Origin of the sequence: Lysinibacillus sp. FSL P2-0066 (assembly GCF_037969495.1) — a bacterium.
GTDB lineage: Bacteria > Bacillota > Bacilli > Bacillales_A > Planococcaceae > Lysinibacillus > Lysinibacillus boronitolerans.
In genome coordinates this window covers 1,686,323-1,709,733 of the sequence record NZ_CP150202.1, presented here as the reverse complement: position 1 = coordinate 1,709,733, position 23,411 = coordinate 1,686,323, and the positions used below count along the sequence as shown (strand labels likewise).

General features: G+C 38.6%; 24 protein-coding genes. 9 read left to right on the top strand and 15 right to left on the bottom strand.

Going from position 1 to position 23,411, the window contains the following annotated elements; genetic code table 11:
- Window positions 1–21 precede the first annotated feature (21 nt).
- Together MKZ14_RS08220 and MKZ14_RS08215 are read right to left on the bottom strand one after the other, a co-directional pair.
- On the bottom strand, window positions 22–408 hold the full coding sequence (locus MKZ14_RS08220; RefSeq protein WP_004229473.1) for a response regulator: 387 nt from the start codon (window positions 406–408) through the stop codon (window positions 22–24).
- Window positions 409–442: 34 nt separating this feature from the next.
- The gene (locus MKZ14_RS08215; RefSeq protein ID WP_016995208.1) at window positions 443–1,153 is read right to left on the bottom strand and encodes a cytochrome c biogenesis protein CcdA; all 711 of its coding nucleotides are present in this window, start codon (window positions 1,151–1,153) and stop codon (window positions 443–445) included.
- 510 nt (window positions 1,154–1,663) lie between these two features.
- Here MKZ14_RS08215 and MKZ14_RS08210 point away from each other — a divergent pair.
- From MKZ14_RS08210 to MKZ14_RS08195, 4 genes are all read left to right on the top strand, one after another.
- A complete protein-coding gene (locus MKZ14_RS08210) occupies window positions 1,664–2,395 on the top strand; it encodes a FadR/GntR family transcriptional regulator (RefSeq protein WP_333005753.1) in 732 nt (243 codons plus the stop codon).
- Between the two features lie 140 nt (window positions 2,396–2,535).
- Window positions 2,536–3,252, top strand: a complete 717-nt coding sequence (locus tag MKZ14_RS08205; protein ID WP_016995210.1) for a (Fe-S)-binding protein — start codon at window positions 2,536–2,538, stop codon at window positions 3,250–3,252.
- Window positions 3,253–3,267: 15 nt separating this feature from the next.
- Window positions 3,268–4,695, top strand: a complete 1,428-nt coding sequence (locus MKZ14_RS08200; RefSeq protein ID WP_016995211.1) for a LutB/LldF family L-lactate oxidation iron-sulfur protein — start codon at window positions 3,268–3,270, stop codon at window positions 4,693–4,695.
- Window positions 4,695–5,411: a lactate utilization protein C gene (locus tag MKZ14_RS08195; RefSeq protein ID WP_016995212.1), complete on the top strand. Its 717-nt coding sequence runs from the start codon at window positions 4,695–4,697 to the stop codon at window positions 5,409–5,411. Before MKZ14_RS08200 ends, MKZ14_RS08195 begins: the two co-directional genes overlap by 1 nt.
- Before the next feature lie 36 nt (window positions 5,412–5,447).
- Here the strand turns inward: MKZ14_RS08195 and MKZ14_RS08190 are convergent, their stop codons facing one another.
- Window positions 5,448–6,743, bottom strand: a complete 1,296-nt coding sequence (locus MKZ14_RS08190; protein WP_333005754.1) for an MFS transporter — start codon at window positions 6,741–6,743, stop codon at window positions 5,448–5,450.
- A 121-nt stretch (window positions 6,744–6,864) separates the two neighbouring features.
- Here MKZ14_RS08190 and MKZ14_RS08185 point away from each other — a divergent pair, with 121 nt between their 5' ends.
- Window positions 6,865–8,118 (top strand): helix-turn-helix transcriptional regulator, encoded by a 1,254-nt coding sequence (locus tag MKZ14_RS08185; RefSeq protein ID WP_016995213.1) that lies wholly within the window; start codon window positions 6,865–6,867, stop codon window positions 8,116–8,118.
- A 40-nt stretch (window positions 8,119–8,158) separates the two neighbouring features.
- Here the strand turns inward: MKZ14_RS08185 and MKZ14_RS08180 are convergent, their stop codons facing one another.
- Window positions 8,159–10,063, bottom strand: coding sequence for a mannonate oxidoreductase (locus tag MKZ14_RS08180; protein WP_026023545.1), 1,905 nt, complete (start codon window positions 10,061–10,063; stop codon window positions 8,159–8,161).
- 672 nt (window positions 10,064–10,735) lie between these two features.
- Here MKZ14_RS08180 and MKZ14_RS08175 point away from each other — a divergent pair.
- Window positions 10,736–10,972 carry a hypothetical protein gene (locus MKZ14_RS08175; protein ID WP_333005756.1) on the top strand — a complete coding sequence of 79 codons (237 nt, stop codon included), beginning with the start codon at window positions 10,736–10,738 and terminating at the stop codon, window positions 10,970–10,972.
- 135 nt (window positions 10,973–11,107) lie between these two features.
- On the opposite strand, the gene rarD is transcribed toward MKZ14_RS08175, so the two are convergent.
- The 9 genes from rarD to MKZ14_RS08130 all read right to left on the bottom strand — a co-directional run bounded on the left by rarD (window position 11,108) and on the right by MKZ14_RS08130 (window position 18,110).
- Window positions 11,108–12,016 (bottom strand): EamA family transporter RarD, encoded by a 909-nt coding sequence (gene rarD / locus MKZ14_RS08170; RefSeq protein WP_036076361.1) that lies wholly within the window; start codon window positions 12,014–12,016, stop codon window positions 11,108–11,110.
- A 134-nt stretch (window positions 12,017–12,150) separates the two neighbouring features.
- Window positions 12,151–12,687: a hypothetical protein gene (locus MKZ14_RS08165; protein ID WP_333005757.1), complete on the bottom strand. Its 537-nt coding sequence runs from the start codon at window positions 12,685–12,687 to the stop codon at window positions 12,151–12,153.
- A gap of 220 nt (window positions 12,688–12,907) precedes the next feature.
- Window positions 12,908–14,077 (bottom strand): toxic anion resistance protein, encoded by a 1,170-nt coding sequence (locus MKZ14_RS08160; protein WP_016995219.1) that lies wholly within the window; start codon window positions 14,075–14,077, stop codon window positions 12,908–12,910.
- A gap of 67 nt (window positions 14,078–14,144) precedes the next feature.
- Complete coding sequence (locus tag MKZ14_RS08155) at window positions 14,145–14,402, bottom strand: hypothetical protein (RefSeq protein ID WP_333005759.1); 258 nt, start codon at window positions 14,400–14,402, stop codon at window positions 14,145–14,147.
- A gap of 139 nt (window positions 14,403–14,541) precedes the next feature.
- Complete coding sequence (locus MKZ14_RS08150) at window positions 14,542–15,786, bottom strand: ABC transporter permease (protein ID WP_333005760.1); 1,245 nt, start codon at window positions 15,784–15,786, stop codon at window positions 14,542–14,544.
- The gene (locus tag MKZ14_RS08145) at window positions 15,770–16,675 is read right to left on the bottom strand and encodes an ABC transporter ATP-binding protein (RefSeq protein ID WP_036076356.1); all 906 of its coding nucleotides are present in this window, start codon (window positions 16,673–16,675) and stop codon (window positions 15,770–15,772) included. Before MKZ14_RS08145 ends, MKZ14_RS08150 begins: the two co-directional genes overlap by 17 nt.
- Before the next feature lie 13 nt (window positions 16,676–16,688).
- Window positions 16,689–17,219: a DUF2812 domain-containing protein gene (locus MKZ14_RS08140; RefSeq protein WP_333005761.1), complete on the bottom strand. Its 531-nt coding sequence runs from the start codon at window positions 17,217–17,219 to the stop codon at window positions 16,689–16,691.
- A 77-nt stretch (window positions 17,220–17,296) separates the two neighbouring features.
- On the bottom strand, window positions 17,297–17,794 hold the full coding sequence (locus MKZ14_RS08135; RefSeq protein ID WP_333005762.1) for a DUF2812 domain-containing protein: 498 nt from the start codon (window positions 17,792–17,794) through the stop codon (window positions 17,297–17,299).
- A gap of 1 nt (window position 17,795) precedes the next feature.
- Window positions 17,796–18,110, bottom strand: coding sequence for a PadR family transcriptional regulator (locus tag MKZ14_RS08130; RefSeq protein ID WP_009374222.1), 315 nt, complete (start codon window positions 18,108–18,110; stop codon window positions 17,796–17,798).
- Between the two features lie 153 nt (window positions 18,111–18,263).
- Here MKZ14_RS08130 and MKZ14_RS08125 point away from each other — a divergent pair, with 153 nt between their 5' ends.
- Together MKZ14_RS08125 and MKZ14_RS08120 are read left to right on the top strand one after the other, a co-directional pair.
- Window positions 18,264–18,851 (top strand): TetR/AcrR family transcriptional regulator, encoded by a 588-nt coding sequence (locus tag MKZ14_RS08125; protein WP_036076372.1) that lies wholly within the window; start codon window positions 18,264–18,266, stop codon window positions 18,849–18,851.
- 58 nt (window positions 18,852–18,909) lie between these two features.
- Window positions 18,910–20,082, top strand: coding sequence for an ABC transporter permease (locus MKZ14_RS08120; protein ID WP_333005763.1), 1,173 nt, complete (start codon window positions 18,910–18,912; stop codon window positions 20,080–20,082).
- A gap of 381 nt (window positions 20,083–20,463) precedes the next feature.
- Here the strand turns inward: MKZ14_RS08120 and MKZ14_RS08115 are convergent, their stop codons facing one another.
- Window positions 20,464–21,045, bottom strand: coding sequence for a TetR/AcrR family transcriptional regulator (locus tag MKZ14_RS08115; protein ID WP_333005764.1), 582 nt, complete (start codon window positions 21,043–21,045; stop codon window positions 20,464–20,466).
- Between the two features lie 155 nt (window positions 21,046–21,200).
- Here MKZ14_RS08115 and MKZ14_RS08110 point away from each other — a divergent pair, with 155 nt between their 5' ends.
- The gene (locus tag MKZ14_RS08110) at window positions 21,201–21,959 is read left to right on the top strand and encodes an SDR family oxidoreductase (protein ID WP_016994382.1); all 759 of its coding nucleotides are present in this window, start codon (window positions 21,201–21,203) and stop codon (window positions 21,957–21,959) included.
- 48 nt (window positions 21,960–22,007) lie between these two features.
- Here MKZ14_RS08110 and brnQ read toward each other — a convergent pair whose 3' ends face one another.
- On the bottom strand, window positions 22,008–23,348 hold the full coding sequence (gene brnQ / locus MKZ14_RS08105) for a branched-chain amino acid transport system II carrier protein (RefSeq protein WP_333005765.1): 1,341 nt from the start codon (window positions 23,346–23,348) through the stop codon (window positions 22,008–22,010).
- Between the last annotated feature and the right edge of the window lie 63 nt (window positions 23,349–23,411).

The window sequence follows — 23,411 nt, the reverse complement described above, 5'->3', positions numbered from 1 at the left end:
AAATCCTCCTCTAATGTCTAATTAACAATTTTGCCCCAGTAATTGATCAGCTACAGCCTTTAATCTTTCCGGCTCGAACGGCTTTGTGATAAAATCCTTTGCCCCACTCTCAATCGCTTCTACGATTAATTTTTGCTGACCTAGTGCAGTTACCATAATGATTTTCGCATCTGGAAATTCTGGGATGATTTTTTTTACGGCTGCAATACCTGTCATAACGGGCATCGTTACATCCATTGTGACTAAATCTGGTTGTAACTCACGATACATCGCCACAGCTTCCTTACCATTTACTGCCTTACCGACTACCTCATAGCCCCATTCTGTAAACATATTACTGATTGCAACACGCATAAATAGCGTATCGTCTACTACTAAAACTGTAGGCACATGTTCATCTCCCTCCACGTTAAAGTTCGGTATGCCTCTTTAGTTTAACAAATTAAAAGCCTGTAAATCCACCGAAAATAGGCTGTAAAACGCGTGTAATATACGTTAAGCCATCAAAGAATAATAAAATCCCAACGGCAATCATGATGTACCCGCCGATTTTTACAATTTTCTGGCTGTGTGTACGAATCCACGTCATTCGTGAAATGAAGAAAGATAGCACGAAGAATGGAATGGCGAACCCTAAATAATACGCAAACATATAGCTAAAGCCCGCACCTGGGTTTGTACTTGCTAACATGATAATCGATGCAAGGATGGGTCCTGTACATGGTGTCCAGCCTGCCGCAAAGGCAATACCAATTAAGACAGACCCAAAATAGCCAGATGGTCTATTTTTAAATTGGAACTTTCGATCCTTCATTAAGAAGTCTATTTGCAATAATCCTACTATCATTAAACCGAATACGACGATTAAAATAGCCCCAACCTGTCGTAATAATGTTTGATAATTCAGGAAGAATTCTGCTGCATATGAAGCACTTAGTCCAATAATGATAAAGATAATGGAAAAGCCTAGTAAAAAGAATAGTGTGTGGAAAATGGCACGTTTTTGTAGCATACCTTTTTCTGATTTTAGCTCATCTAATGTCATACCCGTTATGTACGATAAAAATGCTGGATACAGTGGGAGAGTACACGGTGAAATGAAACTTAAGAACCCTGCACCAAAAGCTAAAAATACGTTAATATCAGATCCCATATTTTTTATTCGCTCCTTACATTTACTGCATCCATCGTACCAAAAATCAAAATAAAAAGCGCCCTTCTAATTTGTGAACGTTTCATGGCAAAATAATGAGATTTTTAAGAAGTCCCATCAAGCTACTTCTGCATTATGCGCTCCTGTTGATTTTCTGTCAACAAAATCCGCTAATCTTCCCCCTTTTCAAAGAGAGTTTAGCTGCTTTTCTACCTTTTTCTTGACAGTGTCGATTACTTGTCGTTAATGTTGAAAGAAGCTGCTGTATTTCAAATTCACTATCACGACCGTATTATAGTAAGAAACCATTTATTTTTTCATTCATCATCCAATCTATCTGAAAACCAAGTCATCTGATGACCGTATTATAGGTTTATATGATCCCTGATTTTTTCCTCAAATTTCGACAATCCTCTACCCTACACAAAGTGTTCATGTTAAACCATGAGTAAATGACTTATTTTCATGTATAATGATGATAGCAAATGAGCGAAAAAAGAGGTGTAGCCCTTGGAATTAAGAAAGATTAGACCAAAAAAGATCTATGAAGAAGTATCCGAAATATTACATGAAAAAATACGAGCTGGTGTCCTAAAGCCAGGCGATCGGCTTGACTCAGTGGAGCAGCTTGCCGAGCAATTGCAAGTGAGTCGTTCCGCTGTACGGGAGGCATTATCTGCATTAAAAGCTATGGGATTGATTGAAATTAAACAAGGCTCTGGAACGTTTGTCAAAAGTGTACCAGCCCATCAGCTTGACTTTCCATTATCCACAGCTATGTTAACGAATAGACAGGATATTGCTCATTTACTAGAAGTGCGCAAAATTATTGAGGTGGGAGCAGCAGGACGTGCAGCCCTCCAACGTACAGATCAGGATATTCAGGCAATGCTACAAATTTTAGAGGATATGAAGCAGGCACATGGTGATGGCGAGCTTGGTGAAAAAGTAGATTATCAATTTCATGCAGCTATTTCCAATGCCTCTCAAAATCCCCTACTCACTACAATTTTAAATCAAATTTCTGGTTTAATGATCGAAACGATGAAAGAGACACGGCGAATTTGGTTATACTCACAAAAAACAACGAGCGAACAATTATATGATGAACATATGCAGATTTTCCTCGCGATTAAACAGCAAAATGAAGAGCTAGCCAAGCATGCGATGGCATCTCATTTAAGCAATGTTGAAAAAGTGCTATTACAATATTTCGAAACAACCGAATCCAATTCACACTAAAAACTACCTAGTACACGCTAGGTAGTTTTTCTTTTCTGAAAATTCATTAAAAAACGTTTTCAGTCTTTCAAATTTGTTGTATGATTAAAATATCGATAAGTCATCTGATGACCAGTTGTTTTAAAAAAGGAGCGATGAATATGAAAGTCACACTGTTCGCCACTTGCTTAGTGGATATGTTTCAAGGGAATGTGGGAAAAGCAGTTGTCGAAGTATTAGAAAGACTTGGCTGTGACATTGATTTTCCAGAGGATCAAATATGTTGTGGACAGCCTGCTTACAATAGCGGCTATGTCAAGGAATCGAAAAATGCGATGAAAAAAATGATTACAGCCTTTGAACATGCTGAATATGTTGTCTCTCCTTCTGGTTCCTGCGCTTATATGTTGAAGGAATATCCAGCAGTGTTTAAAGGAGACCCAATATGGGAGCCAAAAGCGCAAACATTAGCAGCTAAAACCTATGAGTTCACAGAATTTATTGTCAACGTGTTAAAGACAGAAGATGTGGGAGCGCGTCTAGAAGGCAAAGCTACTTACCATACGTCATGCCATATGACAAGATTGCTTGGTGTGACGGAGGCACCCTTGCAATTATTAAAGAACGTCAAGGGCTTACATTATGTGGACCTCCCTGGCAAGGATCGATGCTGCGGATTTGGCGGTACCTTTTCAGTTAAAATGGGCAATATTTCTGGAGAAATGGTCAATGAAAAAGTGCTGAATGTGGAAGAAACAGGCGCTGACATTTTAATAGGCGCAGACGCCGGCTGCTTATTGAATATCGGTGGTCGCATTCAACGTCAGGATAAGCCGATTAAAGTGATGCATATTGCAGAAGTATTAAATTGCCGATAAGAGGGGGAAATAAACATGGCCATGAAAACAAGTGATGATCGGTTTCAACAACGTGTCACGAAAGAGCTAGATAATCAATTTATGCGTCGTGCAGTTTCGAGTGCCCAAGAACGTTTTCAAACACGTCGCCTTCAACAAGCAGAGGAATTAGGACATTGGGAAGAATGGCGTTCTCATGGAGAGGAAATTCGCAAGCATGTTTTAGCAAATCTTGATTATTACCTTTATCAATTAAGTGAAAATGTTGCTAAACGAGGTGGGCATGTGTTCTTTGCGCAAACTGCACAGGAAGCAACCGACTATATTCAAAGCATTGCCAAAAAGAAAAATGCGGCAAAAATTGTGAAATCCAAATCAATGGTGACAGAAGAAATTAACTTAAATACAGCTTTAGAAGCGCTTGGTTGTGAAGTGATTGAGACGGACCTAGGTGAATATATTTTGCAGGTGGCAGATCACGAGCCCCCTTCGCATATCGTGGCGCCAGCCTTGCATAAAAATAAGGAGCAAATTCGAGATGTTTTTAAGGAAAAACAAGGCTACAGTCAAACAGAAAAGCCAGAGGAACTTGCCCTTTATGTACGTGAAAAATTACGACAGGAATATTTAACAGCCGATATTGGTATTACAGGCTGTAATTTTGCTATTGCTGAAAGTGGCTCGATTACACTCGTTACGAATGAGGGCAATGCTGATTTAGTAACAGCGCTACCCAAAACACAAATCACAGTTATGGGAATGGAAAGAATAGTTCCTACATTTGAAGAAATGGAGGTCCTTGTTAGTTTATTAACAAGAAGTGCTGTCGGTCAAAAGCTAACGAGCTATATTACAACGTTAACAGGCGTAAAGGACGAAGAGGATACGGATGGACCAGAGGAATTTCATTTAGTTATTGTTGATAATGGACGCTCGGCTATTTTAGGTAGTGAATTCCAGCCTATTTTACAATGCATTCGCTGTGCTGCCTGTGTTAATGCTTGCCCTGTCTATCGTCATGTGGGTGGGCATACGTATGGCTCTATCTACTCTGGACCTGTAGGTGTTGTGCTCTCTCCACTTTTAGGAGGCTACGATGATTTTAAAGAACTGCCCTATGCTTCTACATTGTGCGGTGCTTGTACAGATGCATGCCCTGTTAAAATTCCATTACATCAGCTCATTCATCGCCATCGTCAGGTCATTGTTGAAAATGAGGGCAAGGCACCTATCTCTGAAAAGCTTTTAATGAAGGCATTTGGACTAGGGGCTTCCTCCCCTACCCTTTATAAAATGGCGACAAAAATGGCTGCACCTGCCATGTCTCCATTTACCAAAGACAAGACCATTTCTAAAGGGCCAGGCCCATTAAAAGCCTGGACCGAGGCAAGGGATTTTCCTGCCCCGAGTAAAGACAGCTTTAGAGACTGGATGAAGCATCGTACAAAAGGAGGCGAGCAATAATGACTGGTATGATTCAGCAGCGAGAAACCTTTTTAGCAAATATCGCGAAGCAACTCGGACGTTCGCCTAAGACAGAACTTCCACGACCAACTTGGCAGTATCAGCCTCAAGATCGTGTGCTCAAAGATGCGACAAAGGATGAATTGGTAGAAATATTAATCCAGCAGTGCGCCAACATTCATACCGATATTGTCATTTCTAGTACTGCCACACTTCCACAGGATTTACAGAAAGTTGTTGATAATTATGGAGGTCAGTCCGTTATTACATGGAAGGATAAACGTTTCCAAGATTATGGATTATCCGCGCTTATGAACGAACAATGGTCCCAAGCCAATATTCAGCTTTATGAATGGGATCCACAGCATCCTGAGGAAAATATACGACAAGCTGAAAAGGCAAATATCGGAATGACAATTAGTGAAATGACGTTAGCAGAATCGGGAACTGCCGTGCTCTTTAGTAGCAAAGATAAAGGGAGAAGCATTAGCTTTTTACCCGAAAAGTCGATCATTTTCATTCCTAAAAGTACAATTGTACCTCGTATGACACAGGCAGCACGCTGGATTAGTGAAAAAATCCGTCAGGGTGAAAAAATTGCTTCCTGTATTAACTTTATTACGGGACCAAGCAACTCAGCCGATATCGAAATGATTCTTATCGTTGGAGTTCATGGTCCTATTCAAGCAACCTATATTGTCATTGAGGATCAGTAAAAGAACAGGCATGCAGTGAAATGCATGCCTGTTCTTTTACGTTGTTGTGTTCGCGACCCCTTCTGGTAGAGCTGCTTTTTCATAATACTCTGGATGTGCCTCTTTTAAAATAGAGGAGCGCAGCATCACAAGTGAAATGATAATAATAATGATACTCGTTACTGGTAAAATAATCGTTGCTGGTAATGTATCATATAACATGCCATAGACTACCATACCAATCGGCATCATGGACATCGCCATCGTCTCCATTAGCCCAAAAACACGCCCACGGTACTCTTCCGCAATGATTTTTTGCATATACACCCCGATGGGCATATTAATCCCTATTTCGAAAATTGCGAAAATAAAGTAAATGATGAGATAGAAGATCACGATAGCAATATAGGAAAAATCAGTGACTAATGGGATGACTGCTAAGCCAACACTTCCCGCCAATAGTAATAAGCTGATTTTGGAAAAGCGTAAAGGGACCTTTACTTCAGGTCTTGTTGCGAAATAAAGGGATGCCAAGAGCATACCTAATGCACCAGACGCTTCAATAAAGCCAAAGTGTGTAGATTTTACTTTTAGCAATTCAATAATGATGTACGTTCCTCCAACAGCGATGGCAGAAAAGAATAGGTTGATCCACAATGCAACCCACATAATGGTCTTAATGACGTTACGTTGCTTGATATAATGAAAACCACTTTTCAGCCCTTCCCACATCTTTTCTTTTTTCGTATCTTCCCCTCTTGTACTATAAAGGTTAAAATCCATTGTTGCCTCTAAACAAAAGGCAATCGCATAGGCCACCATATTCACCATTAAAAATACATCCATATTAAAAAATCCATACATCATACCACCAATGACTGGTCCTCCAATTGCAGCTACAGACATTGACATTTGGTTAAATGACATCGCACGCTGTAATCGCTCTGGATTGACAAGTGTGGCAATAGCCGATGAAAACGTTACACCAGAAAAGGCTGAGCAAATCGTATTAAAAACAGTAGCTATGTAAATAGCATAAACGGACATTCCTACTGTTTCTGTATAAAGCAGTAATCCCCCTACTGTCAAAATGGTGCCTGCCTGTGCTAGTAAAATCGTACGCTTTTTTGAAAAATTATCTGCGACATAGCCAGCTAATGGTGCCACAAGAGCGCGTGGTAATACGGAACAAATCATATTGGTAGCAAAGCTCATTGCTGACCCAGTCATCGCTAAAATATACAAGCTGAAACCAAATGCCATGACATTTGCACCCAACATGGCAATCATTTTACTCGCAGTGAACGTCCATAAGTGGTAGGTCGCCTTTTTTAATTTTTCTACCTCATTCATTTAAACCCCTCCTTTATTTAACTAAATTAAAAAGTTTAATTAAGTTAAACAAAATATACCATAGCTCCCTCTTTTCACGCAAGCAAAAGTTTAATATAATTAAACAAAAGGAGGCGAGGCAGTGGACTCTTTAGGCACACGAATTCGCAAATTAAGGAAAGAACAAAAATTAACATTAGAGGCACTCGCCGGTGATCGTCTAACTAAAGGAATGTTAAGCCAAATAGAAAATGATAAGGCCAAGCCTTCCATGGAAAGCCTTGACTATATTGCTGAACGTTTAGGTGTAAAAGCTAGTGAATTACTGGAAGAAGTAACGCCATCCTCCATTCGCCAGCTATTAGAACAGGTGGAAAGTTTATTTGCAGAAGTAAAACGTGGAGATGCCGATCATCATCAAGAAATTGTCGATTTAATAAAGCCGTCTGTGGAGGGCCTACCTCAAAGTTATGAAGCTGGCCGTTTATTGTATATTTACGCAGATGCCCAGTATGAAGCAGGATTAACAACATGGGAAGTCCCGCTTCAGCAAGCCCGCACTATTTTTAAGGAAATTAATTTACTCAGCCATTGGTTCAAAACCTTTATCCTAGAGATGGCTATTTTAGCAGCAAAACGTCAATATACATTGGCTTACGATCGTATCTTACAGGCAAAAGACATTATCGAACAAGAGGACTATCAGCTTGATTCTCGTGATGCCTTATTAATGACTTATTATACAAGTATTTTCCAACTTGCAATTGGTGAACATGAGGAAGGGAAAAAATTAATTCAAGAGACGATTGCCAATGCTCATAAAAACCAACTGTTCTATCAGATTGATAATATGTACAGAATTGGAGCCTATTGTGCGATGATTGATCATGATTTTGAACAAACCAATCATATGTTTATGAAACTGGAGCAATATCAGGCATTTGCTGAACGTGTTGAGGTTGATGCTTTTATTTTTGTATTGAAGGCACATTATTATAATAATTACAGCAATAATTTTGAGCAGGCTCTGATCGAAATAGAACGTTTTAATCAGCTTCGACACGATGATTATTTAGACAAGCTTGATCCAAACTTTTATTATGCTGAAAAAGGAAAATCCTTATATTTACTTGGTCGTTATGAGGAAGCGAAAGCTGCATTTGAACAGTATAAACACATCCCGATCTATATTAGTCATCCATATGATATTTTAAGCTTAAATGAATGCTTTTCCTATAAAGCCCTTTGCTATGCACATTTTGGTGAGCTAACAACAGCCTATGAAATTGCAAAAATGGCCTATACTGATTCATTGGATTTAGTGGATTTACCCTATAAACGAAAAATCGAGGAAGTCTATCGAACGATTAAGGCACAGATTGATTCCATAACCTAATGAGTAAAGGGATTGCACGAGGCTGTGCAATCCCTTGTTTTTATTGCTGACGATCGTTCTTAATTTGTTTATGGATCTTGCGTAACGCTTTTTTCGAACCACGCTCGATATCGTGCTGAAGCTTCCGATCCTGATAGTCTACAAATAATGTCTCTAAATCATATCCCTCAGGGTATAACTCTGTTGCAGGTAATTCAAGAGCAAGTCGCTTTACGTTCACTTCTAGTATTTGCCCCTGATAGAATACCCTGACATTATTGTACGGATTCATTTCTTCATATACCAATCCCACATCATCATAGTCCAATAATTTCACACGATCCCCTTTGGCAAATGTATAAACTGCTGCCAAGCTTTTTTTCTCTTCTTTAGGCTTACGAATTTTACTGTCCTGAACGAGCGTCAGCTGATATTCTTTATTATTTATATAATCCTTCGCTCTTTGTAAAACAGCTTCGCGGACATTCATTTTTTTGGAAATCCATAAAGCATTGCTTTCTCCAGACGTGCCGATGAGTAATTGATACAAAGGCTCTAATGTTTCAGCATGAAAGCGCATTGCTGCATTCATAAAATCAGGATGCATTTCAGAAAATCGTTTAATTTCACCATAATGTGTAGTTGCCACAGTTATACAGCCCATTTGATAAAATTCCTCTAGTATCGCAATGGCTAGTGCTGCTCCTTCATTTGGCTCTGTTCCACTGCCAATTTCATCAAACAGTAAGAGTGTATGATTATTAGCAGCTCTCATAATATCGGAAAGATTTTTCATATGAGAAGAAAACGTACTAAGTGCATTCTCTATACTTTGATTATCGCCAATATCAACAAAGATATGATCAAATACAGCCATTTCCGTTCCTTCGTCCGCTACAATATGGAAGCCTGACATTGTAGCTAATGTTAAAAGGCCAATGGTTTTCAACACAACCGTTTTCCCGCCAGCGTTTGGCCCTGTAATAATTAAGCTACGGTAGTCTTTCGCGATGGAAAATTGAAGGGGTACCGCATTTCCTGGTAGTAATGGGTGCTTACCATTGATCAGTTGAATATAACCATAATCATTTATAAGCGGCTCCCTACCACCTATTTGTCTACTGAACTTCGCTTTGGCAAAAACCATATCGTATTGACTGATCAACTCCATGTTAATGGTGATGGCATGCAGATGTTCCATCAATAGCCCTGATAAAGACGCTAAAATCTGATATTCCTCCACCGCTTCCTCAGCCTTTAAGGTAGCTAATTCAACATTTAATTTAGCGACAACACTTGGCTCCATAAAAACGGTTGCCCCTTTTGAGGAAATTTCAACGACTGTTCCCTGTACATGATTTTTATAGGTCGCCTTAATCGGAATCGTATAGCGATCATCCTTTTGACTAATAAAAAATTCCTGGATATACGGTTTATTGGCACTGTTATTTAAAAATTTCGTTAAACGTTCTTTTATTTTTTCCTCTGTCGTTTCCATATGATGACGGATGCGTTTTAATTCACGACTAGCAGCCGAATCTACACGATTGGCTTTGATCGCAAAATTTATCTCCTCCTCCACGCTTTTAAATTCAGCCATAGAATGAGCGTAAGAGGAAAGAACAGGCGCAAAAAATGCCTTATCTAACATAAATTTTTTGATGTTGCGGCAGCCTCTTAAAAAATCAGAGATACTCACTAGCTCACTGGGATCTAGAAGCATTCCCTTTTCAAGCTTAGTCATAATATGCTCAATATTCGATACCCCTAAAAACGGAACATGCCCCTCTGCATCCAATATTGCACGAGCTTCTGTTGTTTCATTCAACCGATTTTTTACCACTGTTAAGCTTGAGCTTGGCATTAATTTATCTAAAAGCTGTTTTCCTAACCCGCTGACACAGTAGGATTTAACGATGTCCTTTAATTCATGATATTGTAATTTTTCAAGTGTAGTATTATTCATTTCTTTTTGCTCCCCATTGTCATGTTTTATCATACATGAAGATACCTACCCAATATTAGATAGCAATGATGGTTTAAACAACATAAAAAAGCTGTGAGGAATCCCCACAGCTCTATCTTTAAAAGGCGCGTTTTCTCGGCATCACAAATAAAACTTCATCTAATTGAAGTTTCTATCCTTTATGCCACGCTTAATAAAGTATTGTAGGTATCTACATAGGTTGTTGAAATAGGTCCATGACAAAATAAGGGGTGTTCATAACATATATCCCCTGCTGTCGTCATCGCCACTATTTCATTCAATTTTTACCTAGTTAGAACCTACCGCACTCACAAAAAGCACCTCTCATTAATTGATCATTGTTATCTAATTATTGACATTTTACTATATGCTGGCATGAAAGTAAAGGTGCCTACGCTTCAAAAGGTTTTCTCCTAATTTTGTCGAATCTATCAAAAAGACTCTATTTGGAGGGAGTACCTAAATGCAACAAAAGACTCCCCTTTGCCTGTTTACCATTATTTTTTTATTAATTTTTATAATCCCTACAGCCTCTGCCACATCAACTGTGATTGATGAAAGAAACGCAATGGGCTTTCATTATGCAGTCTTGCATGAGAATGACCACTTTAAGTGGAATGAGAGTCAAGACAATGCAATATAGAGTAAGCCGTGAATAAGTTACACGCTACATTCATTGTTAGCCTCATCCTACTCAGTGCACTCCTAATGGCTGCCATTATTTGTTGGCTATTCTATAGAAAGCAAAAGCATGAACTGAAAAATCCAGCAGCCATCGTAACCGTTTTACCATTCGTTCTAGCGATTTTAATAGTTTTCAAACAGGCACTTCATCTCAACCAGACAATTCAAGAAGCTACCTTTATTTTTTACCATATTAGTGGATGAATTTTATTGATCTTTAAAATACGATTAAACAAAATAGCGGGCAATCCGATAAAGAAATAAAAAAGTTTTGTGCATTACAAAGCGAAGTGGTAAAAGTTACCTAAAAAAAGACCTGTAGAAAAATCTACAAGTCTTTTACGAAACTGATTTATGATGGGCTTTTCTTGTTTCGATAATTTTAGAACCAGAAAATAAGAGTAATGCTGCCCAAATAATGCTGAATGCAAGGAGCTCAACCTGACTAAATGGCTCTTTGTATAGCACGATGCCTAAAATCAGGACAATGGTTGGCGATACATATTGGATAAACCCTAGTAAGTATAAAGGTATATTTTGTGCACCCTTCGCAAATAAAATAAGCGGGACGGCTGTTACTAAGCCACTGAAGATCATCAAAATATCTGTTTTAACATCGACATGTAAAAACGAAGCTTGATGTGTAGCAAAAAGATAAACATAATAGCCTAATGCAAAGGGTAAAATCAATAACGTTTCAATGGCTAGCCCTCTTGTTGCATCCAATGTAATTTTCTTTTTCAGCACACCATAAATTGCGAAGGATAGCGCAATCAATAAAGCTACCCACGGGACAGAGCCATAATTCATTGTTAAAATAATCACCGCAATAAAAGCAATTCCTGTCGCTACCCATTGTGCACGACTGAGCGATTCTTTAAAGAAAATCACCCCAAAGATTACAGACAAGAGCGGATTAATATAATAACCTAAGCTCGTTTCAATGAGATGATTATGCGTCACTGCCCAAATATATAAATACCAGTTCATTGAAATGACAAAGGACGCACCCGCAAGCTGCCAGAAGTGCTTTTGATGTGACCATAAATATTTTAAATCTGCTACGAGGTCATGACGCATGCGAAATACGATCACTGCCAGCACTGTAAAGACAAAGGACCAAATGACACGGGATAATAAAATCTCCATACTTGGTACATGCTCAAGTAATTTCCAATATAGTGGGAATGCTCCCCAAAAGGCATAGGCAAAAAAGGCAGCCAAAACTCCTTTTTTCTCATTTGACATGATACTAACGCTCCTACTCTTATTGAAATCGGTCAACGATTTCCTATAATCTTAAACTAGTTAAAGAATAGACTCATTATAGGACTTTGAGTAGCTGCTGTAAATGCCAAATTTCTAGTTCATTTTAAAAGCTGTTAACCTTTCTGTTCCGATTCTAGCTCAGAAATATACTTGCGTACGGTACTATAGCTAATCTCTGGATTGATTTGGCGCTTAATGCGAATATGGATTTCTTTAATTCCAACTCCTTGCTCACGCATAGCTCGAATCATCGACTTCACAGGCCCCGTCAATGACTCTCTTGACATCGCTGTATATTTACTTAGCTCCATAAGAAGATCTGTGTTTTCTTGGCGAAGCACCTTCATCTCCTCCACTACACAATTGTATTCAGTTACCTTTTTCTGCAAGACTGTGTTTTGCTGCTTTAACTTTTGTAGATCTTCTGTTAGCTGTGTATTTTGTTTTTTTAACATTTTTCGTTCTCGTTCTAAACCATTTTGCTTGTTATCTAAATCTTTATGCATAGCATTATGTAACTCTTCCATATGCAAAAGCTCTTGATAGCGACTTTGCGGTACAATCATTAAGCTATCTGTCGTGTATAGAGCAAGCGTTCCATCTTTAAAAGGCTCATACGACAATGTAGAGGCATTTATCTTATTTGCCATTTATTTTCACTCCTCCACGAATAAATACATGTAATCGAATACCCTTGTGCAGCATCTTTCCGCTTCCTCTTCATTTGATAATCATTCTCATTTGATTTTATCATAATCACTATTTTGCTTTTTGTCAAAGATCATTTCTCACACGTAGAAGGAGTCCTTGCTCACCTACACTTTCCATAAAAAAAGCCTCTTGCAACAATAGCTGCAAGAAGCTTTAGCCTTACATTTTTTTCAGTTTCTCATATTCCAATTGCAAACGCTCAATACGTTTACGACCTTCTTCACGGTTTCTTGCTGTTTCTGCTTGAATTTGCTTCGTTTCTTGAATACCAGCCATAATTGTTTGCCATGTTGTTTCAATGGTTTCGATTTTAATGCTTGGGCTACCAGCTTGACGAGCGATATTCACACTGTTCTTACTAATATTTTCAGCATTTCGGACAAGCATTTCATTCGTACGGCGATCTAGCTCTACCATAGAATCAGAAATCAGCTTTTGACGCTTTAATGTCACTGCGTGAATTAGCCCCTGCTTAAAGATCGGAATCGTTGTGACAAAGGCAGAATTAATCTTGGCAATCAGATGATTGTTCCCTTGCTGCATTAAGCGAATTTGAGGTGCTGATTGGAATGATACTTGTTGTGCCATTTCTAAATCATAGCGACGTTGCTCTAATAATTCCACAGCGCGAAGCATTGTTTCATATTCCATAGCTGCCAATTGGTCACCACTTTGAGCCTTTTGTTCAAGTGCTGGTAAAGAGGCACGGACCTCTTCTGTTTTCACTTCAATAGCTGCAACAAATTTACTTAATGATTGGAAGTAGTTTAAATTTTGTTCATACAGATTTTCAAGGTCAATGGTATTACGCTTCATTTCCCCTTCATATTTTTGAATTTCACGGTAAATGACATCCACTTCTTTATTCATGCTGTCATACTTAGATAAGAACCTTTCCAATTGCTCTTTTCCTTTGTTAAAGAGCTTGGAGATGAAACCGCCCTTTTTCTCTTCCGCAAAATCCTGTGGATCGAATTTATCCATAATTTTATTCAGGTTATTTAATAGCACACTCGATTCTTCCAGCTTACTAGCTTTCATCGTTGCGAGCATTTTATCTGAAAAGGTCGAAATGCCACTTGCTGTTTCTTTACCGAGCTCTAGCATGGCAATTTGATCTTTGACATCAATTTTTTGTGCAAGTGTATGAACCTCTGGATCTTGCTTTAACATTAGCTGATTTTGTGCGATTTGTGATAGCTCCTGCTCAGATACAAGCACCGGCTTTTGCTCAGTTGCCTGCTGTAAAAGTGGATTTGGCTGTAATAAAGGATTTTCTGAAGCGAATGGGTCCTTGGATTTTAAAAGATCATTGTTGAATTCAGACATACGTTTTACCCCCTGCAATTTATCTCTACTAATTACTTACGATTACCATGTAAAAAAGTTTCATTTTCTATAGGATGAAAAAATACGAATCTGCTATACAATAGCCATTCTGGTGTACTTTATATTGCAAACTATATTGGTTAGGGTGAGCATCATTAACAAAAATTTCCATATCTGTCCAATAGTGAAGAATTGCTTCTATTTCTTTACTAGTAGGGCATAGCTGTTGAAGCTTTTGAAAGAGCTGCGCTTTTTCTTCGATTGTTGCTAAACGCTGATTTGATGATCGGTCAAGAATTGCCTCCACCTCTGATTTAGCTAACATCGTCTCATCCCCTTTTATAAATTATAGCCTCTTTCTATCCAAAATTCGACTCATTCCGTAAATTCCTTTACATTGTTTGCTAACAATGGCATCATCTCACTAAAAAAGCAGCTACATTATCCATGTAGCTGCCATTATGTTATGTTGTTACTTTTAATACCGTTTTAATTTTTTGAATGACACCGCCAGAGCTATATGTCAATACACTACGTTTATAGAACGATAAACTAAATAGGTACACAACAACAATCGTTACGATTAAAATTCCTAATGAAAGTAATGGTACAATGCCACCGATATCTGTAGCGCCAATACGCATTGGCATGATCATGCCAGAAGTTAGTGGGATATAAGAGAATATTTTGATAATAATTGTATCTGGATTACCCATGCCTGTCAGCATAACATAGAAGCCGATGATCGTAATAATCATCGCAGGCATTAATACTTGACCCGCCTCTTCTACTTTCGATACTAAAGAGCCGAATAATGCACCGATGATAAGATAAAGAATAACTGTTAACAGTAGGAATACGATAGCATAGATGACATAGCCAACGGACAATTCCTTGACAATGCTAGCAGCTGCATCCCAAACCATCCCACCTTTGATAAACTTCGCATAGATAAGGAACACGGCCGCAATAATGCCCATCTGTGTTAAAGCAAGCAATAAAACGCCAGCAATTTTTGCTTTAAAATGTGTCCCAGGTTTGACACTTACTAAGAGCATTTCCATTGCGCGTGAGCCCTTTTCAGAGGCTATTTCAGTCGTAATCATCGATAGGAATGTAGAGATAAAGAAATAGATTAAAATCCCAACCGCATAGGAAACCACTAAACCAGATTGCTTTTCTTCCTCACTTTTTCCTCCTGCTGATTCCTCATTTAAGTTTTTCGTTGAAATCGTTGTTTGAGCCGCCATAATTTGTGCTGCTTGCTCTGGCGAAAGCGATAATTGCTGAACAGCATAATGCTGACCAGCATACTGTAATAAGGATGATAATGTAGATTGATCGTTCAATTTCAGTGGTGTGAACGTAGCAATTTCCGCATGTAGCTGACCATTTTGATCGTTAATCGTTACAATAGCATCAAGCTTGCCGTCCTTTACCCTTTTTTCAAGGGCTGAAACATCTTGTTCATCCTGAATAAAGGCCATATCTCCATTCGAGACAAAAATACCACTTAAATCGGCAGAGGTTTCATTGATAATCGCGATTTGCTGTGCTTCATCATCACCTGTGAATAGTTCCTTAATTTCTGACCAGAAGACAGCCACAGACATGACAAGGACATATAAACAAGTCATTAAGATAAAGGATTTTGATTTAATTTTAGCTTTATATAATTGCTTCATTAATAAATTAAACTTCGACAACATGGCCACCTACCTTATCTTTAAAGATTTCATCTAAGGATAAATAATCTAAGCTGAATTTTTCAATATACTTCCCGTTGGATAGCTGCTCAAAGATACTTTGAGCAAAGCTTTCGTCTGCTAATGTAAGCACTGTTTGTTCCTTCTCTACGCGCACATCCTTGACACCCTCTAGTGCCAATAACTGTGTCGTTGACCAATCCGTACGAACAGCAAGCTTTGTTTTACCATATTGTTTCTTTAAATCTAGTAAGCTTCCAGAAAATAAAGAAACACCTCGTTTTAATAAGCATAAATGATCACAAAGCTCCTCGACATTGTCCATTTGGTGACTGGAGAACAAAATCGTCGTACCCTGCTCTTTCAATAGTAAAATAGCATCCTTTAGTAAATCTTTGTTGACGGGATCTAGCCCACTGAACGGCTCATCTAAAATTAAAAACGCTGGTTTATGGATAAAGCTCGCAATTAGCTGTACCTTTTGCTGATTCCCTTTTGATAAAGTTTCTGCTTTATCCTTGCGTTTTTCTTCCAGTTCAAAACGTTGAATCCAAAAATCAATTTCCTTTTTCAGCTCTGCTCGTTTCATGCCACGTAGCTCACCAAAAAAGTAAAGCTGCTCTTCTACCTTCATTGTTGGAAAAATACCACGCTCCTCAGGCAAATAACCAAGGACATCTCGGTTTATGGCATTAACTGGCCGGCCATCCCACGTAATTGTTCCCGCCGTCGTCTCCTGTAAATCTAAAATCATTCGGAATGTTGTTGTTTTCCCTGCACCATTTTGACCAATTAGACCGAAAATTTCACCCTTTTCAATGGTAAAATTCAAATCATCCACAGCTGTAAAATCCTTATACTTCTTTGTAACATGCTGTAACTGTAACGTCATGTTGTCATCCTCCTTATCCTTCAAATATATGTAAGTCTTGTTTCAAGCCCTTTTTACGATTTCCATTTTTCACTATAGGAATGAATAGCAGTAAGGCTACAATCAAATTTATGCACCCCACGCTTGTGTTCATAGGTCCTGCAGCGAATTCCTGTAAACCTAGCGATAGATTGTAAATACCAATGATTAAATTTAACAGTAACACAAATATAAATATGCGATTCATGGATTTAATATAGTTTATTTTCGAGGAAGCATCTGAAAATATCTCAAAAGGCCCCTCCGATTTTGGTTTTCGATAATAGGCCCACCCACCAAACTTAGACACACACTCGATATTCATTTCGTCTAGAAACTCAAAGTAATCCTTCGATTTTCTATTGACAAATTCATTTCGATAAATATATTGACCTGGTGTTCCTTTTTCAAAAACAAAGTAGCCTACCACTGTCTTTTTAAGATTCCACCCCCAATCTGCCATGTCATTGACCCATCGTTCTTCCTTTTCGTAATCAATAAAAAAACGAAACATTCTTTTTTTCATTTTGCATCACCCCTACTATAAAATCACGCTTCCTTTTTCATTATTTTCTGATTTCCCGGAAAATAATAGACGCTTCGTTAATCCGAAAATACATTTAATTCTCTCTTTAATCGATTACGTATACGCATAAGCTTATAGAATGGGAGGGTGAATAATACAACAACCACAAGATTCAGCGTATTTAACATGAAACCAACCCAGTCTGTTGTTTTCTCCGAAAAATCACCAATTAAACCGATGAGACCAATGAACAAATTAAGTAGAATAAGAGAAAGTAAGAGCATCATCTTTTTTGACAGGTTACCAATTTTCGTTTTTTTATCAAATGGACCTTCCTGTGCTGCTTTTCTAAAAAATACAATATGGCCAGAGCGATCTACTTGCTCATAGTCCTCTTCATAGGGCGAACCGAATCGCCCTAATTCATCATGGCGATAAATATTACTATTTGGCGCTCCCCGTTCAAATGTAAAGCGAATCCATGTGAATTTTTTCAAATGCCAGCCCGCACAAGCCATGTCATTGACCCACTTCTCTATTGCATAGGGATTAATCATCAATCGATATTTATGCATATTATTCAACTCCTCTCGTTATACGGATACCATTGTCAAAAAGTTCCCTTAATCGTAAAATTTCATATTCCACCACTGTTTTTCCAGTTTCAGTAATAATATATTCTTTCTTTCTGCCATCTCCATCAAGTGCCTCTATCCATCCTCGTTCCAACAATGTTTTAATCGCACCATATATGGTTCCGGCCCCTAAGCGCACTCTTCCATTGCTCATTTCTTCCACCAATTGCATAATGCCATAGCCATGCCTCGCCTCATATAATGCTAACAAAATATAATAAACGCCTTCTGTTAATGGCGGATGTTCCTGCGTCATACAAATCCTCCTTTATATCGCCTATCAATATATCGTCAGTCGATATACTTAAAATATATCAGCAGTCGATATAATTGTCAACGTTCATTCATGGTGTTGCAGTTCACCGTACATTATGCTAGGATGTAAGTAATTACTTGCATGGAAGGAAGTATGTTTTTGACAACGAAAGGAACTGCACAACGAATTATCGAAGCTGCTCTACAATTGATCAGTGAAAAAGGCTATACAGCTGCAACTACCAAAACCATTGCAGAATTAGCAGGTGTCAATGAGGTCACTCTTTTCCGTCATTTTGGCAACAAACGTGGTTTATTAAAGGCCATCATTGAGCAATTTTCTTATTATCCTCTTCTACAGCAGGAGATCAATCAAAATGTAACGTGGGAATTAGAAAAGGATTTATTAAATTTCTCATTGAAGCATTTTCATTTTTTAATGTCGATTAAAGATTTTGTCATGATCGGCTTTAAGGAATCCATTCAATTTCCTGAAATTAGTGAGGAAATCGCCAATATCCCTCTCCTCATCAAAAAGGAGCTCATTCACTATTTTCAAGAAATGCATCAGCAAGGGAAAATAAGAGAAGTTGATTTTGAAGCAGCAGCGTTATCGCTTATTGCTTTGAATTTTGGTCATTTTATGTCACGTGCTCGACTTGGAACTATCGTGTCTGACTTACCAACTGAAGAACTTTTACAAACTAGTGTTGCTATTTTTTCTAGGGGACTTGTTTCCTAGAAAAAATTTTTCCAATCAATGCAAGTAAGTACTTACTTAATATTAGGGGGAATAAAAAATGACAGGTTTACAAGCACTATTGCGAGTTCGTGAAACCTATATCGGCATTGTTGCAACCATTGCCTTTCAATTAATCTTTTTTACGATCTGGATGACTGCCTATGATGGTGTCAATGAAAGAGCTGAACAGTTAAGCATTGGTCTTGTTGTGGAAGATTCTGCAATGGGTCAGCAGGTAGCACAGAACATCAAAGGCTCCATCCCCTTTTCAATGGAGGACTATCCATCAATGAAGAAAGCTGAGAGCGCATTAAACGAACGACAAATTAATATGATAATGCAAATTCCTGCCGATTTTACAAATCAAATACAAGCAGGGAAAGTGGCTGAAATTATTTATGCGATTAATCAAGCCAATGCAAGTGTAGCGAAAAATATGATGGAGGGGGTAGCAAAGCAATTAACAGAAGAGATCAATCAAGCCCTTTATCCAATGCAACAAAATCAAGCAGTTGAGGTCTTCGCTCAACAATTTGCTCAGCTTCCCTTTGAGCAACAAACTGCCCAACAAATTACCACTTCTGTCAAAACAACTGTAATGAATGTCAAAGACCATGTCGTCGATGGGACCATTATAAAAACAAATAATGTAAAGGGATTTGCCGCAAACTTTGTCCCACTTATGGTCATCATCTCTTCCTTCGTAGGAGCGATGGTCATGATTATGCAACACCAGCAAGCAGCACAGCTCGTTCAAGAAAGCCTATCAAAATGGCAATTGTTCCTCGCCCGACAACTACTCAATGTGGGCGTAGCCTTTACATTACCATTCATAACAATTGGTTTGATGCACCTTTTTAATATCGCTAGTCAGGAAAGCCTACTGTCGATTTATTTCTTTCAATCTGTAATGTATCTTGCTTTCCTTAGCTTGGCCCAAGTATTTGTGATTGCCTTTGGGAATATGGGGATGGTATTTAATATTTGTGCTCTCTCACTCCAATTAGTAACATCAGGCGTACTTGTTCCAAAAACCATGCTATCTGAAGGATACAAGCAGGTCGCTGCTATGCTACCTGCCACTTATGGAGCAGATGGCTACTACACGATCATCTTTGGTGGTAGTACCGACAATCTCCTGCAAAACAGTAGCTCCTTAGGCATCATTATCTTCGTAACACTAGCCATTGCTACGCTGATCGTCACATTTAAGCCAGCTCCAGTCCGATGATTTAATAGAAAAAAGAAGGTCTACATGCTGATGTAGACCTTCTCTTTGCGTGGTTATCCGCTACTTTTTCTGTTCTATCCTTCACTTTGAGCTGGCTATCCGCTACTTTTTCTCTTCTATCCTTCAAATCGGGCGTTCTATCCACTGCTTCTCTCACTATCCTTCAAATTGAGCGTTCTATACGCTACTTTTTCTCTTCTATCCTTCAAATCGAGCGTCCTATCCGCCACTTTTCTCTCTATCCTTCAAATCGAGCGTTCTATCCACCACTTTTTCTCTTCTATCCTTCAAATTGGGCGCCCTATCCGCTACTTCTCTCTCTATCCTTCAAATCGGGCGTTCTATCCACTGCTTCTCTCTCTATCCTTCAAATTGAGCGTTCTATCCGCCACTCCTCACATTCTTTAAAATAGCTGCTAGCTGCTGATTTAACATGGTCACGCTATCGCTGAAATCGCCGCGATACCATTGGATGATGAGTCCGATGATGGCGTTTGCTTGATAGGCACTATAATAGTCGATCGAGATATGATCCTCCATTTGATGCAGGTGATGTGTGGTAATATCTCGTTTTAGTAGGGAATAAATACCATCAAAAAGCATGTAATAGTAGGTCAACGGGACATTTTTAGAAAAGACGATACGATAAAACATTTTAAAGCGTTCAATATGATGAAAAATACGGATAGTATTGGGATCTAATTGATTTGTGTCCAATGTCGTGACGGCACGATAGGGTTCTTCATAGGATTGATATAAATCCTCCATAATCTCCTGAAAGTATTCTTCAAAGAGTCCCTCTTTTTGCTCGTAATGTAAATAGAACGTTCCTCTATTGACCTTTGCTTCTCTACAAATTTCAGCAATGGAGATTTGCTCCAATGGCTTTTGGCTAAGCAAGGTCAATAAGGCATCGTGGAGAGCTTGCTTCGTTTTAATAATCCGTAAATCCGTTGTACGCAATTTTTTCAGCTCCTTAATAAACAGTTTGTCCAAATGTGTTGATTACTCAACACATCCCGCTTTTTTGCATATTGAAATCGCTTTCATCTTTATTATATGATTTTAATGAACAGATGTTCAATAACTAATGAAATTACTATGAGGAGGTCTTTGAGATGAGATTAGCAGGTAAAGTAGCCATTGTGACAGGTGCAGCTTCAGGTATGGGGAAAGCCATTGCAGAAGGATATGCAAAAGAAGGCGCTAAGGTTGTCGTTTCAGACTTAAATTTAGAGGGTGCCCAAGCGGTTGTGGAGGGTATTCAAGCGGCTGGAGGAACAGCATTTGCCATTCAAACCAATGTCGCATCAACAGAAGACTTACAACGTTTATTTGATGAAACAAAAACGAACTATGGTCAATTAGATATTTTAGTCAACAATGCAGGTATTATGGATGGTATGGAGCCAGTTGGAGAAATTTCTGATGAACGATGGGAAAAAGTATTTGCAGTAAACACAACAGCTGTTATGCGCTCTATGCGTATGGCGACAGAAATCTTCCTTGCGCAAGGACACGGTGTCTTTGTCAATAATATCTCTGCTGGTGGCTTATATGGTGCACGGGCTGGGGCTGCTTATACAGCTTCAAAACATGCGGTAGTTGGTTTAACAAAAAATACAGCCTTTATGTATGCTGATAAAAATATTCGCTGTAATGGTATTGCGCCAGGAGCAGTGATGACCAATATCGCCTCTTCTATGACAAATATGAGCCAAACTGGTGCTGCACGACAAGCACTAGGACTATCCATTAATCCACGTGCTGGTCAGCCAGAAGAAATCGCTCAATTAGCGATCTTCCTAGGCTCAGATGAGGCTAGCTTTGTGAATGGACAAGTTATTGCCGTTGATGGTGGCTGGACAGCTTACTAATCCATAAGGAAACACGCACAGAGACATTTTCTGTGCGCGTTTCTTTCATTATATAACTTTTCGAGACGGAATCATGCTTCCAATTACTGCCCCTATTAACGCTGGCAGTATCCATCCTAAGCCAATATCATAAAAAGGAAGTATCGCAGAATAGTATTTCTCTACTGCATCCAATATACCTAACTTCGCATCTGGCACACTTTCTACCAGCGCTTTATAGCCATCAATCAGGCTAATGAAAAATGTAAAAATCATCGCTATGGCATACACTGTCTGCTTATTCTTAAAGAAGGATGAGCTTAGAGCAAGCAAGATTAGGACGATTGCTAATGGATATAAGAACATTAAAACTGGAATAGCATATTTGATAATATTGTTTAAACCAAAATTTGCAATCGTAAAGGATACGGCACACAACAGGAACACAAACCATTTGTAACTGATTTTTGGAAATACCTCATGGAAAAACTCACTACAAGATGTAATTAAGCCGATGCTTGTTTTTAAGCAAGCGAGCACGATGATGACGGCCAATAAAATAGCTCCAAATGAGCCGAAATAATGATCGGCCACTGCCGCAAAGATTAAACCACCATTATCAAAAGTCCCGACAGCATTCATACTGGAAGCGCCCATATACGTAATGAGACCATAAATAAGCGTCATTAAAGCCATCGCAAAAATACCTGATGTCCATGTAGCCTTGGCAATTTCCTTACGATCTGTAATCCCTGCACTTTTAATTGCATTAATGACAACAATTCCGAAGGCTAGAGAGGCAAGGGCGTCCATCGTATTATAGCCTTCTTTAAAGCCTGTCATAAAGGCAGCATCCATATATGCACCGATTGGCTGCTGGAAATGGCCCATTGGCTTCGTAATGCTTGTAATAATTAAAATAAATAAAACAACTAAAAATGCGGGCGTTAAATATTTACCGATATAATCCATTATTTTCGCTGGATTTAAAGAAAAATAGTAGACAATAGCGAAAAATACAAAGCTAAATACAGCTAGTAGCAGTGTTGCATGTTGTGCTTGAATATATGGCTCAAACCCTACTACAAAAGGTACAGTTGCTGTACGTGGGATGGCAAAGAATGGTCCGATTGTTAAGTACAGTGCCAATGAAAAAATAATGCCAAATATAGGATGAACACGATTGGCTAGATCACGTAAACCATTACTACCTGATAAGCCAATTGCCAAAATTCCGAGGAATGGTAAGCCGATAGCCGTCACTAAAAAACCGATTAATCCAAACCAAAAATTTGTCCCAGCAAATTGACCCATTTGAATAGGAAAAATTAGGTTCCCTGCTCCAAAATACAGTCCAAATAACATGGTTCCAATGACTGCGTAAGTTGAAAAAGGTATTTTTTGTTGCATAATTGATGTGCTCCTTAGAAGTTTTAAACTATAGCAAATTATTTTAATCGAATGATTTTTCAC

What these genes read in the sequence shown, in the direction of transcription:
- MKZ14_RS08215 (WP_016995208.1), bottom strand. Translation starts at nt 1,153, where the DNA reads ATGGGATCTGATATTAACGTATTTTTAGCTTTTGGTGCAGGGTTCTTA.
- MKZ14_RS08205 (WP_016995210.1), top strand. Translation starts at nt 2,536, where the DNA reads ATGAAAGTCACACTGTTCGCCACTTGCTTAGTGGATATGTTTCAAGGG.
- MKZ14_RS08200 (WP_016995211.1), top strand. Translation starts at nt 3,268, where the DNA reads ATGGCCATGAAAACAAGTGATGATCGGTTTCAACAACGTGTCACGAAA.
- MKZ14_RS08195 (WP_016995212.1), top strand. Translation starts at nt 4,695, where the DNA reads ATGACTGGTATGATTCAGCAGCGAGAAACCTTTTTAGCAAATATCGCG.
- MKZ14_RS08190 (WP_333005754.1), bottom strand. Translation starts at nt 6,743, where the DNA reads ATGAATGAGGTAGAAAAATTAAAAAAGGCGACCTACCACTTATGGACG.
- MKZ14_RS08180 (WP_026023545.1), bottom strand. Translation starts at nt 10,063, where the DNA reads ATGAATAATACTACACTTGAAAAATTACAATATCATGAATTAAAGGAC.
- rarD (WP_036076361.1), bottom strand. Translation starts at nt 12,016, where the DNA reads ATGTCAAATGAGAAAAAAGGAGTTTTGGCTGCCTTTTTTGCCTATGCC.
- MKZ14_RS08165 (WP_333005757.1), bottom strand. Translation starts at nt 12,687, where the DNA reads ATGGCAAATAAGATAAATGCCTCTACATTGTCGTATGAGCCTTTTAAA.
- MKZ14_RS08160 (WP_016995219.1), bottom strand. Translation starts at nt 14,077, where the DNA reads ATGTCTGAATTCAACAATGATCTTTTAAAATCCAAGGACCCATTCGCT.
- MKZ14_RS08155 (WP_333005759.1), bottom strand. Translation starts at nt 14,402, where the DNA reads ATGTTAGCTAAATCAGAGGTGGAGGCAATTCTTGACCGATCATCAAAT.
- MKZ14_RS08150 (WP_333005760.1), bottom strand. Translation starts at nt 15,786, where the DNA reads ATGTTGTCGAAGTTTAATTTATTAATGAAGCAATTATATAAAGCTAAA.
- MKZ14_RS08145 (WP_036076356.1), bottom strand. Translation starts at nt 16,675, where the DNA reads ATGACGTTACAGTTACAGCATGTTACAAAGAAGTATAAGGATTTTACA.
- MKZ14_RS08140 (WP_333005761.1), bottom strand. Translation starts at nt 17,219, where the DNA reads ATGAAAAAAAGAATGTTTCGTTTTTTTATTGATTACGAAAAGGAAGAA.
- MKZ14_RS08135 (WP_333005762.1), bottom strand. Translation starts at nt 17,794, where the DNA reads ATGCATAAATATCGATTGATGATTAATCCCTATGCAATAGAGAAGTGG.
- MKZ14_RS08130 (WP_009374222.1), bottom strand. Translation starts at nt 18,110, where the DNA reads ATGACGCAGGAACATCCGCCATTAACAGAAGGCGTTTATTATATTTTG.
- MKZ14_RS08125 (WP_036076372.1), top strand. Translation starts at nt 18,264, where the DNA reads ATGTTTTTGACAACGAAAGGAACTGCACAACGAATTATCGAAGCTGCT.
- MKZ14_RS08120 (WP_333005763.1), top strand. Translation starts at nt 18,910, where the DNA reads ATGACAGGTTTACAAGCACTATTGCGAGTTCGTGAAACCTATATCGGC.
- MKZ14_RS08110 (WP_016994382.1), top strand. Translation starts at nt 21,201, where the DNA reads ATGAGATTAGCAGGTAAAGTAGCCATTGTGACAGGTGCAGCTTCAGGT.
- brnQ (WP_333005765.1), bottom strand. Translation starts at nt 23,348, where the DNA reads ATGCAACAAAAAATACCTTTTTCAACTTACGCAGTCATTGGAACCATG.